This is a genomic window from Streptomyces sp. NBC_00878 (assembly GCF_026341515.1).
In the GTDB taxonomy this organism is placed as follows: domain Bacteria; phylum Actinomycetota; class Actinomycetes; order Streptomycetales; family Streptomycetaceae; genus Streptomyces.
Genome location: NZ_JAPEOK010000001.1, coordinates 9,250,429 through 9,265,282, shown reverse-complemented (window position 1 = coordinate 9,265,282; position 14,854 = coordinate 9,250,429). Strand labels below are relative to the sequence as shown.

12 protein-coding genes and 1 riboswitch are annotated in these 14,854 nt (G+C 69.8%); of the genes, 4 read left to right on the top strand and 8 right to left on the bottom strand.

The genetic code is table 11. The features are described 5' to 3' along the window. Positions 1-113: 113 nt before the first annotated feature. Positions 114-914 (bottom strand): CPBP family intramembrane glutamic endopeptidase, encoded by an 801-nt coding sequence (locus tag OHA11_RS40200; RefSeq protein ID WP_266505034.1) that lies wholly within the window; start codon positions 912-914, stop codon positions 114-116. Positions 915-1,128: 214 nt separating this feature from the next. Here OHA11_RS40200 and OHA11_RS40195 point away from each other — a divergent pair, with 214 nt between their 5' ends. Next, positions 1,129-2,898 carry a substrate-binding and VWA domain-containing protein gene (locus OHA11_RS40195; protein WP_266505032.1) on the top strand — a complete coding sequence of 590 codons (1,770 nt, stop codon included), beginning with the start codon at positions 1,129-1,131 and terminating at the stop codon, positions 2,896-2,898. A gap of 39 nt (positions 2,899-2,937) precedes the next feature. On the opposite strand, the gene OHA11_RS40190 is transcribed toward OHA11_RS40195, so the two are convergent. Then, the gene (locus OHA11_RS40190; protein WP_266505030.1) at positions 2,938-4,482 is read right to left on the bottom strand and encodes a glutamate--cysteine ligase; all 1,545 of its coding nucleotides are present in this window, start codon (positions 4,480-4,482) and stop codon (positions 2,938-2,940) included. A 569-nt stretch (positions 4,483-5,051) separates the two neighbouring features. Here OHA11_RS40190 and OHA11_RS40185 point away from each other — a divergent pair. Continuing rightward, positions 5,052-5,648 (top strand): hypothetical protein, encoded by a 597-nt coding sequence (locus OHA11_RS40185; RefSeq protein ID WP_266505027.1) that lies wholly within the window; start codon positions 5,052-5,054, stop codon positions 5,646-5,648. A 383-nt stretch (positions 5,649-6,031) separates the two neighbouring features. Next, positions 6,032-6,235 carry a DUF5999 family protein gene (locus tag OHA11_RS40180; protein ID WP_143644361.1) on the top strand — a complete coding sequence of 68 codons (204 nt, stop codon included), beginning with the start codon at positions 6,032-6,034 and terminating at the stop codon, positions 6,233-6,235. A gap of 106 nt (positions 6,236-6,341) precedes the next feature. On the opposite strand, the gene gcvP is transcribed toward OHA11_RS40180, so the two are convergent. Next, a complete protein-coding gene (gene gcvP, locus OHA11_RS40175) occupies positions 6,342-9,227 on the bottom strand; it encodes an aminomethyl-transferring glycine dehydrogenase (protein WP_266505022.1) in 2,886 nt (961 codons plus the stop codon). Between the two features lie 185 nt (positions 9,228-9,412). Then, positions 9,413-9,508, bottom strand: a riboswitch (glycine riboswitch). A 105-nt stretch (positions 9,509-9,613) separates the two neighbouring features. Between gcvP and OHA11_RS40170 the strand changes: the two genes are divergently transcribed. Next, positions 9,614-9,988, top strand: coding sequence for a PRC-barrel domain-containing protein (locus OHA11_RS40170; RefSeq protein WP_266507788.1), 375 nt, complete (start codon positions 9,614-9,616; stop codon positions 9,986-9,988). Between the two features lie 148 nt (positions 9,989-10,136). On the opposite strand, the gene OHA11_RS40165 is transcribed toward OHA11_RS40170, so the two are convergent. From OHA11_RS40165 to OHA11_RS40145, 5 genes are all read right to left on the bottom strand, one after another. Continuing rightward, on the bottom strand, positions 10,137-11,540 hold the full coding sequence (locus OHA11_RS40165; protein ID WP_266505020.1) for a DNA polymerase IV: 1,404 nt from the start codon (positions 11,538-11,540) through the stop codon (positions 10,137-10,139). Between the two features lie 157 nt (positions 11,541-11,697). Beyond that, positions 11,698-12,330 carry a MerR family transcriptional regulator gene (locus OHA11_RS40160; RefSeq protein ID WP_323186730.1) on the bottom strand — a complete coding sequence of 211 codons (633 nt, stop codon included), beginning with the start codon at positions 12,328-12,330 and terminating at the stop codon, positions 11,698-11,700. A 214-nt stretch (positions 12,331-12,544) separates the two neighbouring features. Then, on the bottom strand, positions 12,545-13,018 hold the full coding sequence (locus tag OHA11_RS40155; protein WP_006123076.1) for a bifunctional nuclease family protein: 474 nt from the start codon (positions 13,016-13,018) through the stop codon (positions 12,545-12,547). Positions 13,019-13,105: 87 nt separating this feature from the next. Continuing rightward, entirely contained in the window at positions 13,106-13,840 is a 735-nt protein-coding gene (locus OHA11_RS40150) for a MerR family transcriptional regulator (protein WP_266505018.1), read from the bottom strand. Positions 13,841-13,882: 42 nt separating this feature from the next. Beyond that, positions 13,883-14,851, bottom strand: coding sequence for an FHA domain-containing protein (locus tag OHA11_RS40145; protein WP_266505015.1), 969 nt, complete (start codon positions 14,849-14,851; stop codon positions 13,883-13,885). Positions 14,852-14,854 lie beyond the last annotated feature (3 nt).

Here is a 14,854-nt window from a genome sequence, read left to right as displayed (position 1 = left end):
GGACATCCCGCTTCGCCAGACGTCCCCGAAAACCCGGATCAACCCCTACAAGTCAGCCCCACCAGGGTTGACGAAACAGATAGGGGCACCCCCTTTCGCGCTGCTCATGCCGTTCAGGCGGTGGGCAGCCACCCCACCTTCCCGGCCAGCAGCGCGTACCCCACGAACGCCCCGATGTCGAGCAGCGAGTGGGCGACCACCAGCGGCCCGACGCGGCCCCAGCGGCGGTACAGGTAGACGAAGACCACGCCCATCACCATGTTGCCGATGAACCCGCCGATGCCCTGGTAGAGGTGGTACGAACCACGGAGCACCGAGCTGGCCACCAGGGCGGTGACCGGTGTCCAGCCCAACTGGCCGAGGCGGCGCAGCAGGTACCCGACGACGATGACCTCCTCCAGGACCGAGTTCTGGATCGCGGAGAGGATCAGCACCGGGTACTTCCACCACACGTCGGGCAGCGCCTCGGGCACCACGGTGAGGTTGAAGCCCAGGCCGCGGGCCGCCAGATAGAAGGCGATGCCCGTGCTGCCGATCACCGCAGCGATCGCGGCGCCCCGGGCGAGGTCCGGCCACGGACGGGTACGGTCGAAGCCGAGTGTGCGCAGCCCCTTCCCCTCCCGCATCAGGAAGTGCGCGACGAGCGCGACCGGCACCAGCGCGGAAGCGATTCCGAACAGTTGCCACGCCAGGTCGAGCCACGGACGGCCGGGCGCGGCCGAGGCGTTGAGCGTGGCCGCCTGGTCCCTGAGCCCTCCCGGTTTGGTGACCGACCCGACAAAGCTGATCAGCGCGGAGACCCCGCTGGCTCCGAGCGAGACTCCCAGTACGAGCAGCGTCTCGTCTCGGAGAATCCGCCGCGCGGGCCGCTCCTCGGGAACGGAATCAGCCACCGCCTCTGCCTCCACCTGCACTCCTGACTCCAGTTGGCCAATCCCGCCTCATCCCCATCTTCGCCCCGCTAGGGTCTCGAAAGAAGTTGCGAAGATCGTGCGCGACAAGCCGTCGGGGGGACGGACTCCTGCGGGCGTGTCTCCCCCGATGCCGTAGCATTCGGCCATTTCACGGCTCCACGCCGTTTCGCGGCTCCAACAGCTCCAGGCTCGACCAGGGAAGGGCACGACCGCCATGGGACGTCACAGCTTGCCCGACGGGTTCCGGACGGGCGCAACCGGCCCCCGGCGGCGCGCGCGGCGCCGCAATGTGGCGCTCATGACGGCCCTCGTGCTCGCGGCCGCCGGGGGTACGGCGGCCGCGGTCGACGGCGGCCTGGTCTCCTTCGGCTCGACCTGCTGGGACAGCGCCGTCCGCCTCAGGATCGCCGCGGCTCCCGGTATCGCGCCCGCGCTCAAGGAGGCGGCCGACTACGCCCGGGACAACGACGTGACGTCCGACGGCAGTTGCCTCGACGTCCGGGTGACCGCCCGGGACTCGTACCAGGTCACGGACGCCCTGCGGTCGAAGGAGAAGAGCGCCGACGACTTCGAGGCATGGGTGCCGGACTCGGGTGTCTGGGTGAGCCGGGTCATGGCGGACGGCAGATCGACTCCGGTGACACCGGCGGGCAACGTCGCGTCGTCACCCGTCGGCGTCGCCATGATCCCGACGGCCGCGAAGTCCCTCGGGTGGCCCGCCAAGACGTACAGCTGGACCGAGCTGGCAGCCACGACGACGACGGGCGACCGGCTGAAGCTCGGGGCGGGCAACCCGTCGCGCAGCGCCACCGGTCTGCTCGCCCTGACCCGGCTGAAGCAGGCGGCGGGCACGTCCAAGGACGGCGACATCCTGGCTGCGGCCACCGCGAAGGCCCTCTCGCTGCGCGCCTCCGACAGCGACAGCCAGGTCCTGGACACCCTGCCGCGCGACCTCTCCGGCACCGAGCAGGCCAACCCCAGCCGCAACCAGGCGCTCATCCTCTCCGAGCAGGCGGCGTTCGCGTACAACACGACGGCGGACAGCGGCGACGACCTCGACCTCTTCTACCCCAAGGACGGCTCGCCCCTGCTCGACTACCCGTTCGCGCTGGTCGACGAACCGGCGCTGACCACGGACGAGAGCCGGGCCGCGCTGCGGTTCATGACCCTGCTCGGCGAGAGCGACGGGCGCCGGATCATGGAGAAGCACGGCTTCCGTACGGACGACGACGACATCCCGGACGAACTGGTGACCCGGGCCGGCGGCCGCGCCCCGCAGCCCTACAAGGAACTGCCCGGTCCACCGGCCACGGACAAGGAGATCGACGAAGCCCTCGGCATGTGGACGATCACTGTGCAGAGCACCCGGCTCACCACGGTCGTCGACATCTCCGCGTCCATGGCGAAGCCGGTGCCGGGCACCAGCGAGTCCCGGTTGGACGTGACGAAGGCGGCGCTGTCGCAGGCGCTGGCCACCTTCACCCCAGAGGACGAGGTCGGCCTCTGGACGTTCTCCAGGAGCGTCGACGGCAAGCGCGACTACCGCGTACTCGTCCCGACCGAGCGGCTGGGCGGCCGCGCGGCCGGCAGCACCCAGCGGGACCTGCTGTCGGCGGCCTTCGACAGCCTGGAGCCGGTCAAGAACGGCGCCACGGGCCTGTACGACACGACACTGGCGGCATACAAGGAGGCCACGGCCTCCTACACGAAGGGGAAGTTCAACGGGCTGGTGCTGCTGACCGACGGCGTGAACGATGATCCGGGCAGCATCTCGCGCGCCGACCTCGTCGCCCAGCTCCGCGAGCTGACCGACCCGAAGCGCCCGGTACCGCTGATCGCGATCGCCGTGGGCCCGGAGGCCGACAAGGCCGAGCTCGACGAGATCGCCGCGGCGACCGGCGGGTCGGGCCACCTGGTCACCGACCCGTCCGAGGTCCACTCGGTGATCCTCAAGGCCGTCGTACGCGCGGGCGACCAGAGCTGATCCCCCGCTCACCGCGTCCCAAGTCACCGCGTCCCCGCATCACCACGTCACCCCGGCGTCTCCCCGCCCGAGCGGAACGGCGGGCTCCGGTAACCCGATCGGCCAGGTGTGCACGGGCTCACCGAGGTGCATCAGCTCGGCGTACCGTTTCGTCGTGGCGGCCAGCGCGGCATCCCGCCCCATGCCGCTCTCCAGCGCCTCGTGGAACGTACGGGACTGCCAGGAGGCTCCGTTCACCTCGCGCTCGCAGCGCGCCTCGATGACGCCGAGGTAGAGGTCCCGGTCGGCCGGCTCGACGCCCCACGCGTCCAGGCCCGCCGCCGCGAGCGGCAGCAGCTCGTCCCGTACCAGCTGTGTCGCGGGCAGCCGCGCGATCCCGCCGTACCGGCTGCGCCGCGGCCACTCCAGCCGCGCGTCGATGCCGTGCCGGCAGGCCCGGTCGAAGTTGGCCGCCGCGGCCTCGAAGGGCAGCCGCGTCCACACCGGCCGCGCCTCGCCGGCGAGGGCCCGTACGAGCCCGTAGTAGAAGGCCGCGTTGGCGATGACGTCGGTGACCGTGGGGCCCGCGGGCAGCACGCGGTTCTCCACGCGCAGATGCGGGACGCCGTCGTCGATGCCGTACACCGGGCGGTTCCAGCGGTAGATGGTGCCGTTGTGGAGCACGAGTTCGGCGAGCCGGGGCGTGCCACCCTTGTCGAGGACGGCCAGCGGATCCTCCTCGTCGCACAGGGGCAGCAAGGGAGGGAAGAACCGCAGGTTCTCCTCGAACAGGTCGTACGCCGACGAGATCCACCGCTCCCCGAACCAGGTCCGCGGCCGGACCCCCTGCGCCTGGAGTTCGGGCGGACGGGTGTCCGTGGACTGGAGGAACAGCGGGGGCCGCGACTCAGGCCACAGCTCACGGCCGAACAGGAAGGGCGAGTTGGCGCCGATGGCGACCTGCGCGGCGGCCACCGCCTGCGCCGCGTTCCACACGTCGGCGAAGCGTCCCGGCGTGACCTGGAGGTGCAACTGCACGGAGGTGCAGGCGGCTTCGGGCGCGATGGACGCCGAGGTGCAGCTGAGCCGCTCCACACCTTCGATGTCGAGCCTGAACTCCTCGCCGCGCGCGGCCACGATCTGGTCGTTCAGCAGCGTGTAGCGGTCCACGTCGGAAAGGTTCGCGGAGACCAGGTCGTCACGGGCGAGGGTCGGCAGAATGCCGATCATCACGATTCCGGCATCGACCTCGTTCGCCTTCCTATGGGCATATGCGAGCGACGTGCGCAACTCCTCGGCAAGCCGGTCGAATACGCGACCGCCGAGCCGATGGGGAGCGATGTTGACTTCCAGATTGAACATGGCGAGTTCTGTTTGGAAATCACGGCTTGCGATGCGCTCAAGTACTTGCGCATTCATCATTCTGGGCATGCCGTCAGGGCCCGCGAGATTCAGCTCGATCTCCAGACCCATGAGATTCTTGGGGCGGTCGAACCGCTTCTCCGCCAGCAACCGCGCCAGCCCCGCCAGACACTGCTGGAGCTTTTCGCGGTAGCGCTGCCGATCGGACAGGCCGATCGCCCCTGCCACGACCTTCTCCCCCATCGAAGGGTCCCTCCTCGACTGGGCAGCCCGACAAACCGGCCGCTGGTGTCCGGGTCACGTGGGATGATGCCCAGGCAGTGTGATCGATAACGCCCCGGACAGATCCCCCGGCCGCTACTCTGAACGCAGTTTCCCGCAGGCACATTCACTAGGCATGCGACAGTGCGTGTTTTTCGACGATCGACCTTGTCGTAAAAAGCGCCGACGAGAACCGGCCGTCCACCTCGATGGCATATTCCGAGGTCATCGACGGGTACCCCTGGAGAACCGGAAGCAAACGCAGGCAACAGCGACCGAATTGTCCCTTGCCCTTAATACGTGGAACGGCTAGACGAAACACCGTCTGAACACGTGTCGTATAAACTCCGCGAACGAGGCAGAGAGTTGGCGCTCGCCATGGTAGGTCCCGCCGTCAAAGTGCCGCCCGCCGCGCGGCCCACCCTTCGGGCGGACGACGTCACTTTGACGACCGGACCTTGGCCCCCGCCCCCCTCCGACCCCGAGAGCTGACAGCGCCGTCCGCCCCCGCCCTCGCGCCACCTTGCCTGTCGAATGAGAGGCGACCCACCATGCCGCTGCATGTGCCCCCGGCCCCCGCGCCCGCGTTGCGCACCGTCCTCACGGCCCTCGGTTCCCCGACCGCCGTCCGTGAGGCACGTACCCCGTCCCTGCGCAGTGCCCAGGGGCCCGTCACACCCGATCTCCCGCTGCCCGTGCACGTGCTCGACCGGATCACCCCGGCGGGTATCTCGGCCACCCGCCTCGCCGGGTGGCGCTTCCTCATCCGCTGCGGCGAACGTGCCGTGGCGGCCGCCGAAACCAGGCTGACCCCCGACGGCTGGGCCTTCTCGCACTTCTTCGAGGGTCCGTACGTCACCGCCACCGAGCGTGCCCTGCGCCAGGCCGAGACGATGACCGGCTCGTACCAGGCACGCCTGCTGTCCGTACCCGAGCTCTACATGCTCACGCTCTGGCTGCACGGCGACTGCGCGGCCGACGGCACCGAAGGCCATCCGGCGGCCACCGACCTCCTGGTGCCGCTGGCGCCCGCCCCGCCCGGTATCGCCGCGCACCGCCCGCACCGCGTGGCCGAGCTGCTGCCCGTTCTGACCCATCGGCTCACCCCGAAGCCGACGCCCGCCCCGCTGCTCGGCTCACCCGCCTGAGCGCACCCAGGCTTCCGTGCCCCGCGGCCCCACCCCGGCCGCGGGGCACGCCGCCGTGCGGGGACAGTGTTGCTCTGGGAACGGTGTTGCGCGGAGTGACGCCCGGGAGACGCAGCGCACCCGCCGCCCGACCGGACTAGCCCCATCCGACCACTCCGAACCACCCGAAGAGACAGCCCAGTTGGAATGAACCGTCCGCACGGGTGATGCGTCCTGAACCTGTGAGGAGCGCTGCCGCTAAATCCCTGCGGATTGACTCCCGTAGGGCAACACTGGGTTCCGGACCATCTGACAAACGGGGGGCGGCCATGAGCACCAGTTCGAGCCGCGGGACAGATACGACACCGATCACCGACCTCACACCAAAGCGAAAGATCCCATCAATGTGCCAGCACCAGCCACCGTGCCCGACAGCCGACTCCGCCGACCGGGAGGCAGCGCATCTCGTGGCGCACCACCCGGAACAGGGATGGAGCCTGCTGTGCAACGGCGTCCTGCTCTTCGAGGACACCGGTGAGCTCCTGCCGGACGGCCGGATCATCGCTCCGCACCGGCCTGTGGCCATGGACGTGATGACCGCCGCCTGAGCGGCACGGCGCACCACGGGCGGCGGGGGGGCAGGCCGTCCTGACACATGAGGGGCCGGCCCGGGAAGCAATCCCGGAACCGGCCCCGACGCATGTCTGCCGGTGATTACTCTTCGTAAGCGTCCAGCGGCGGGCAGGAGCAGACCAGGTTCCGGTCGCCGTAGGCCTGGTCGATCCGGCGCACCGGCGGCCAGTACTTGTCGGCGGCCGAGACGCCGGCCGGGAAGACGGCCTCCTCGCGGCTGTACGCGTGCTCCCAGGCGTCGCCGAGCGCGGCCGCCGTGTGCGGGGCGTTCCGCAGCGGGTTGTCGTCCGCCGCCCACTCGCCCGAGCCGACCTTCTCGATCTCCCCACGGATGGCGATCATCGCCTCGCAGAACCGGTCGAGTTCGGTCAGGTCCTCGCTCTCCGTGGGCTCGATCATCAGCGTGCCGGCCACCGGGAACGACATCGTCGGCGCGTGGAACCCGTAGTCGATCAGCCGCTTGGCGACATCGTCGACGCTCACACCGGTCGCCTTGGTCAGCGGCCGCAGGTCGATGATGCACTCGTGCGCCACGAGCCCGCCGGGACCGGTGTAGAGCACCGGGTAGTGCGGTTCGAGCCGCTTGGCGATGTAGTTGGCGCTGAGCACGGCGACCTGCGTGGCCCGCTTGAGCCCTTCACCGCCCATGAGACGGACGTACGCCCAGGAGATGGGCAGGATGCCCGCCGAACCCCACGGAGCCGCCGAGATCGGACCCACGCCCGTCTCCGGGCCCGCGGCGGGCTGCAGCGGATGGTTCGGCAGATACGGCGCGAGGTGGGCGCGCACCCCGACCGGACCGACACCCGGACCGCCGCCGCCGTGCGGGATGCAGAACGTCTTGTGCAGGTTGAGGTGCGAGACATCGCCGCCGAAGTGCCCCGGCTTGGCAAGCCCCACCAGCGCGTTGAGGTTGGCACCGTCGACGTACACCTGGCCGCCCGCCTCGTGCACCTGGGCACAGATGTCGGCGACGTGCTCCTCGAACACCCCGTGCGTCGAGGGGTACGTGATCATCAGCACCGACAGCTCGTCACGGTGCTGCTCGATCTTGGCCCGCAGGTCCTCGACGTCGATCTCACCGTCGTCCGCGGTCTTCACGACGACGACCTTCATCCCGGCCATCACCGCACTCGCGGCGTTCGTCCCGTGCGCGGACGACGGGATGAGGCAGACGGTGCGCTGCTCGTCGCCATTGGCCCGGTGGAAGCCACGCACGGCCAGCAGACCGGCCAGCTCGCCCTGCGAACCGGCGTTGGGCTGCAGCGACACCTTGTCGTAGCCCGTGACCTCGGCGAGCCGCTCCTCCAGCTCACGGATCAGCGTGAGGTAACCCTGCGCCTGCTCGGAGGGCGCGAAGGGGTGCAACTGGCCGAACTCGGGCCAGGTGACCGGCTCCATCTCGGTCGTCGCGTTGAGCTTCATCGTGCAGGAGCCCAGCGGGATCATGCCGCGGTCGAGCGCGTAGTCACGGTCGGCGAGCCGGCGCAGGTAGCGCAGCATCGCCGTCTCGGAACGGTACTGGTGGAAGACCGGGTGCGTGAGGTAGTCGTCGGTGCGCAGCAGCGCGGCCGGCAACGTGTCCTCGGTCGCCTCGTCCAAGGCCGCCACATCACCCTCGACGCCGAACGCGGCCCAGACGGCGCCCAGTTGGGCCCGCGTGGTGGTCTCGTCGCAGGCGAGCGAGAGGTGGTCGGCGTCGACGAGGCGGAGGTTGACCCCGCCCTGGCGCGCGGCCGCGAGCGTCTCGGCCGCCTTGCCCGGCACTCGCACGGTGAGCGTGTCGAAGTACGCCTCGTGGACGACCTCGACCCCGCCCGCCTTCAGACCCGCGGCGAGGATCGTGGCGTACCGGTGGGTACGCCACGCGATGGACTTGAGCCCCTTGGGTCCGTGATAAACGGCGTACATCCCGGCCATCACGGCGAGCAGCACCTGAGCCGTACAGATGTTGCTCGTCGCCTTCTCACGGCGGATGTGCTGCTCCCGCGTCTGCAGGGCCAGCCGGTACGCCTTGTTGCCGTCGGCGTCGACCGAGACACCGACGAGCCGGCCGGGCAGGCTCCGCGCGAACGTCTCCCGCACGGCCATGTAACCGGCGTGCGGCCCGCCGAAGCCCATCGGCACACCGAAGCGCTGGGTCGTACCGACCGCGATGTCGGCGCCGAGCTCACCGGGCGAGGTGAGCAGCGTCAGCGCGAGCAGATCGGCGGCGACGGTGACGACCGCGCCCAGCTCGTGCGCCCGCTCGACGACGGGCCCGAGGTCCCGTACGGCACCGGAGGCGCCCGGGTACTGGAGGAGCACGCCGTTGATCTCGCGCTCGGCGAGCTCGGCCGGAATGCCGTCGCTCAGGTCGGCGACGACGACCTCGACGCCGGTCGGCTCGGCGCGGGTCTCGATCACGGCGACGGTCTGCGGCAGGGCGTCCGCGTCGACGAGGAACAGGCCCTTCTTGTTCTTGCCCATGCGCCGCGACAGCGCCATGGCCTCGGCGGCGGCCGTGCCCTCGTCGAGCAGCGAGGCCCCGGAGGTCGGCAGCCCGGTCAGCTCGGCGACCACGGTCTGGAAGTTCAGCAGCGCCTCCAGCCGGCCCTGCGAGATCTCGGGCTGGTAGGGCGTGTAAGCGGTGTACCAGGCCGGATTCTCCATGACATTGCGCAGGATGACGGGCGGCGTGAACGTCCCGTAGTACCCGAGCCCGATCATGGAATCCAGCACCTGGTTGCGGTCCGCGAGGGAGCGCAGCTCGGCCAGTACCTCGGCCTCGGTGCGGGCGCCCGGCAGTCCGAGCGTGTCGGCGTTCTTGATCACATCCGGGACCGCGGTGGCCGTCAGCTCGTCGAGCGAGCCGTACCCCACGTGCGCGAGCATCTTGGCGCGGGCCTCGGTGTCGGGCCCGATGTGGCGCTGCTCGAAGGGGATTCCCTGTTCGAGCTCGGAGAGCGGAATACGTTGGGCGGTCATGTGCGGAGGCCTCCTGGTCTGACGACCTACGAGGGGCACCACGGCACTGGTGCCCGAACGGCCTCCCCCTCTGTCATCTCAACCTGAGAGCTTCACCGGACCGCCCCGAAGGCGCTCCGGCTTTCACCGTCGGTGAGAGCGGAACCCGTCAAAAACTCGAACACCGCTCTGCTTTCCAGAGTGACCTCGTCCATGCGGTACGTGAGCCTGAGAGATTCCGGGGAGGATTTGCTCCTTCGGCGCCTCCGATGAAGCCTGGAGGACTCTCCCGCACGGGGTCAGCAGCCGTTGCCCAGGGTACCAGCGGGGTTCCCTCGAGTGGCCGCCCTCCTCAAAGTGCTCTTTCGTAGTGCTTACGGATGAGTTGCGAGCAGCTGGAGGGCCCCGTGCAGACCGACATCGATCCGCGCAACCTGATAGGCCGCAAGGCGTTCGACCGCAACGGCACCAGAATAGGCACGGTCGACGAGGTCTACCTCGACGACGCGACCGGCATACCGGAGTGGGCGGCGATACGCACCGGCCTGTTCAGCAGGGACGCGTTCGTCCCCCTGGAGCCCAGCGAGCTGGTCGACGGGGCCCTGCGCGTCCCCTTCGAACGCGCCCTGATCAAGGACGCCCCCGACTTCGGAGTGGGCCGCCACCTCTCCCCCGAACAGGAACTCCAGCTCTACCACCACTACGGCCTGGACGTGGCACCCCCACCCCCGTTCCCGGACCACGATTTCGGCCACCTGGCAGGCAAGGACGACACCCCATAGGGGCCATCTTTTAGGGGCGCGGGGAACTGCGCGATCAGCCACAACGCACCCGCACGCACAAACGCGCGTCAGCCACCCCCGTCCTTCAGGGGCGCGGGGAACTGCGCGACCAGCCGCAGTCGGCCCGCACGCACAATCGCACCCCCACTCACCCCTCCCCGCCCGCCGCAGGCGCCCCCGCATCGCCAGATCTTCGCTCCACCAACGGCAACGGCTCCGCAGCCTCCAACAAAGGATCATCGCTGCGAAACGTCCGCACACGCCCAGGCTCAGAGACGGGCGTCTCGAACCGCACAGTCACCCGCCCCACCCCACTCCCCTGCACCCACCCGTGCCCGAACTCGGCATGCCGCACATCGTGCCCCGCATACCACCGCCGCTCCGCAGGAGCCACCGCCTCCTCAACCGCTTCCCCGGCCTCTTCCTTCTCCGCATTCCCGAGCTCCTCGCCGGAGACGGAGGCGGACGCGGCGGCAGCGGCCCGCGCCTGAGCGAAAAGATCCTCCTGCGTGTAATCGGCAAGCCCCGAAACCCCCACCCCCAGCAGCCGTACGCCACCCGTGGTGTCCACGGACTCCAGCAACCGCGCGGCAGCCTCCCGCACCACCGCGGGGTCGTCCGTGGGCCCTCTCAGCGTCTCGGAGCGGGTCAGCGTGGAGAAGTCGTACCGCCGGACCTTCAGCACGATGGTCCGCCCCGACAGATGCGCGTCCCGCAACCGCCCCACACACCGGTCGGCCAGCCGCTGCACTTCCATCCGCACCCGCACCCGGTCATGGATGTCCACGTCGTACGTGTCCTCGACGGACACCGACTTCGTGTCCCGCTCGGCCACCACGGGCCGCACATCGTGCGCCAGCGCCATGGCGTACAGCGCGACCCCGTGGGCCTTCCCCAGCAGCCGTACGAGCTCGTCCTCGCCCGCCTCGGCGATCTCCCCGACCGTGGTGATCCCGGCCCGCCGCAGATGGTCCCCCGTGGCGGGCCCCACGCCCGGCAGCGTGCGCACGGACATGGGGGCGAGCAGCGCCCGCTCGGTGCCGGGCTCGATCAGCACGAGCCCGTCGGGCTTGGCCTGCTCGGAGGCGATCTTCGCGAGCATCTTGGAGGCGGCGAGCCCCACGGACCCGGTCAGCCCGGTGACGGCTCTGATGTCCCCGCGCAGCTTCACCCCGGTCAGCCGCGCCGACTCCGCATCCCAGGCCGCCTGCCCGGCCTCCAGGTCCACGAACGCCTCGTCCAGGCTCAACGGCTCCACCAGTGGCGACAGCTCCCGCAGCAGGCCCATCACCTGCTCGCTGACCTCCCGGTAGAGCCCGAAGCGCGGTACGAGATACGCGGCGTTCGGCGCCAGCCGGCGGGCCTGCGCCATGGGCATCGCCGAATGCACCCCGAAAACCCGCGCCTCGTACGAGCAGGTCGCGACGACACCTCGCGGTCCGAGCCCGCCCACGATGACCGCTTTCCCGCGCAGGCTCGGCTTGGCCGCCTGCTCCGCCGAGGCGTAGAAGGCATCCATGTCGAGATGCAGGATCGTGGGCGCGGTTCTCACATGTCCGATGCTGCCCTACGCCACTGACAATGCCCCGGCACGCGCCCCACGGACCGGTGCGGAACCGGACCGTCCAAGCGGCCGAGCGGCGGGCACCGGACGACAGGAAGCAGGCGGCGGGCGCCAGGACCGGCGGGCCCCGACAGACCCCGCCGGCTCAGACCGCGCGATTACGCCGCCGCGCCAGCTCGTCCGCCGGATTGGGCCGGACAAGCGTCTCGCCGGTGTCGACGCGCTCCCCGTGCAGCTGTGAGAGGGCGCTCTCCACGTCCCGCCACACCACGCCCACCGCGATCCCGAAGATGCCCTGTCCGCCCTGGAGGAGCGCGTGCACCTCGTCGGGCGAGGAACACTCGTAGACCGTCGCGCCGTCGCTCATCAGCGTCATCCGCTCCAGATCCTGGAACCCGCGCTCACGCAGGTGCTGGACCGTGGTGCGGATGTTCTGCAGCGAGACACCGGTGTCGAGGAACCGCTTGACGATCTTCAGGACTACGACGTCCCGGAAGCTGTAGAGCCGCTGTGTCCCCGACCCGTAAGCGGCTCGCACGCTCGGCTCGACCAGCCCGGTTCTGGCCCAGTAGTCCAGCTGCCGATAGGTGATGCCCGCGGCCGCACAGGCCGTGGGACCGCGATAACCGACCTCCTCGGACGCCGCCCCGTCGTCTCCGGTAACCGCTGTCGGCCGCTGCACGTGATCGGCCGCGCTGCTGTGAAGCGGGTACGGGCTGCTCTCCCCCAGACCGGGTCCGGGGGCACCCCCAGCCATACCGTCGCCGCTGCTTCTCACGCCGACCTCCGTCCTTGACCTGCCTTCTCGAAGGTAGGCAGCCACCAGGGGTGCGTCAACGACCGCCACACTCGGCACGCCGAGTGATAATCACCCTAAGAGTGGTTTCCCGTGTCCCACCGCGGGGAAAGGCTAGCCGAATGCTCTCGGGACAACCGCCACACGGCCTGTTGTCCAGGGGTCCCGGAGGGTCACTGGAGCGGGTACCGAAAGGTCACTGGCTGTTGGTGCCGAAGTCCTCGGGCGAGATCTGGTCGAGGAACTCGCGGAACTTCTCCACCTCGTCCTCCTGCTCGTCCGGGATCGCGATACCGGCGTCGTCCAGCACCCCGTCGCTACCGTAGATCGGTGTCCCGGTGCGCAGCGCAAGCGCTATGGCGTCGGACGGCCGGGCACTGACCTCGACTCCGCTGGCGAACACCAGCTCCGCATAGAAGACGCCCTCCCGCAGGTCCGTGATGCGCACCTCGGTGAGCTCCTGGCCGACGGCCTCCAGCACGTCCTTGAACAGGTCGTGGGTCAGCGGTCGCGCGGGGGCCATGCCCTGCTGTGCGAAGGCGATCGCCGTCGCCTCCCCCGGCCCGATCCAGATGGGGAGGTAACGGTCGCCTCCCACTTCACGCAGGAGCACGATCGGTTGGTTGGAGGGCATTTCGACCCGGACACCTACGACGTCGAGCTCGTTCACACAGCAACCCTAGGCCGTGCCCGGCACCTTTGGGTAGTCGGGCACGGAATGGGGGCCCGATCCCGACGCTTCACGCGAGCCGCCGGGTCAGGGCAGCCGCACCCCGAGCGCGGACTGCACCAGGGCGGCGTGCAGCTTCACCGCTAGCCCCGCCAGCTCCTTGGTCTGTGCCTCCGCGTGTGCCCTTGTCTGCGGATTGCGGTGGCGCCGCAGGGGGGCCACGACCTGGTCGACGAGGCCCGCCTCGCGGTCGGCGGCGGCCTTCACGGCACGCAGATGGCGCGGCTCGATCCCGAACCGCCCGAGTTCCACGACGAGACCGGCCACGGTCACCGCCTCGGAGTCGTAGACCCCCTCCGGCAGCGGTGTGATGAGCCCGTACGACTCCCACTCCTCGAGCTCCCGCTCACCGATCTCCGCGGCGGCCAGCAGCTCGGCCCGCCCGATCCGGGCCACTGTCGGCCCCTCGGGGTCGCCGAGCGCATCGCCGTCGCGCTGCCGCCCCACGGAAGGCAACTGCGGCGCCTCACCGCGCACCATGGCGTCCAGGTGCTCGCGGATCACCTTCAGGGGCAGATAGTGGTCCCGCTGCATCCTCAGGACATGCCCCAGGCGCTCGACGTCGTCCGGGCTGAACTTCCGGTACCCCGACGGGGTCCGCTGCGGCTCGATGAGCCCCTCCGACTCCAGGAAACGGATCTTGGAGATGGTGACTTCGGGAAACTCGTCGCGCAGCATGTTGAGCACCGTGCCGATGCTCATCAGCCCGTTGTCCGTGGCGGCGGTGCCGTGGCCGACACCGCCGCTCGGTGTTCGCAGCATGGACCTTCCTGGTGGTCCCCCCGGACGGAGTCCGGGGACGGGTCAGATACCCCGCTGGCTCGCGTAGAAGACCAGCCGGTACTTGCCGATCTGCACCTCGTCGCCGTTCGACAGCGCGACCGAGTCGATCCGCTCCCGGTTGACGTACGTACCGTTGAGACTGCCGACGTCCGCCACCGTGAACGAGCCGTCGGCGACGCGGCGGAACTCCACATGTCGGCGCGACACGGTCACGTCGTCCAGGAAGATGTCGCTCTGCGGATGACGGCCGGCGGTGGTCAGCTCGCCGTCCAGCAGGAAGCGGCTGCCCGAGTTGGGCCCGCGGCGCACCACCAGCAGCGCCGAGCCGAGCGGCAGCGCGTCGACCGCGGCCTGCGCCTCGGGCGAGAGCATCGGCATCTGCGTCTGGCCGGTGACCTCGGCGTCGTAGGCCTCAAGACCCGAGATGGAGATCGTCGAGGTGGTCTCCGACGGACGCTCAGGGGTCGCCCCGGCCCGCAGCGGAGCACCGCAGTTGGAGCAGAAGCGGCTCGCCTCGGCGTTGCGGTTACCGCACCTCGTACACACCAGGGCCGACATGGACGGATCCTCCTGCCGCGGCTGCCCCGCGGGAGCATTGGACGCATACGGGTCGGAGCCGAACCCTCCACCCGCACCTGAGGCTGACGGATCCCCGAAACCTATGCGTCCCGACTGGTCAGGGTCAACAGATGGCGCGCCCTGACCACCGGAAATGTCTCCGCCCGGACCACCGACCTGATCGCGGAACAAGGGGCGGTCCCCCTGCTCCTCGCCCTCCGAGGGGCGTGCACGATGGCGGGCAGTGGCATTGTCGCTGCCCTCTCGTGCGCTCTTGCCGAACAACTTCGAAAACAACTTCACGGGCGATTCCCCTTGACCGAAACAGACCCGCCCGTGGGGCAGGACGAACCCTGATTGCACACACCGGTCGAGCCGGACACCCTCACAACGTCCGTATCCACCAGACAGTTTCCACCACGCACCACCCATTCG

What these genes read in the sequence shown, in the direction of transcription:
- OHA11_RS40195 (WP_266505032.1), top strand. Translation starts at nt 1,129, where the DNA reads ATGGGACGTCACAGCTTGCCCGACGGGTTCCGGACGGGCGCAACCGGC.
- OHA11_RS40145 (WP_266505015.1), bottom strand. Translation starts at nt 14,851, where the DNA reads ATGGGTGGTGCGTGGTGGAAACTGTCTGGTGGATACGGACGTTGTGAG.
- OHA11_RS40150 (WP_266505018.1), bottom strand. Translation starts at nt 13,840, where the DNA reads ATGCTGCGAACACCGAGCGGCGGTGTCGGCCACGGCACCGCCGCCACG.
- OHA11_RS40190 (WP_266505030.1), bottom strand. Translation starts at nt 4,482, where the DNA reads ATGGGGGAGAAGGTCGTGGCAGGGGCGATCGGCCTGTCCGATCGGCAG.
- gcvP (WP_266505022.1), bottom strand. Translation starts at nt 9,227, where the DNA reads ATGACCGCCCAACGTATTCCGCTCTCCGAGCTCGAACAGGGAATCCCC.
- OHA11_RS40185 (WP_266505027.1), top strand. Translation starts at nt 5,052, where the DNA reads ATGCCGCTGCATGTGCCCCCGGCCCCCGCGCCCGCGTTGCGCACCGTC.
- OHA11_RS40180 (WP_143644361.1), top strand. Translation starts at nt 6,032, where the DNA reads ATGTGCCAGCACCAGCCACCGTGCCCGACAGCCGACTCCGCCGACCGG.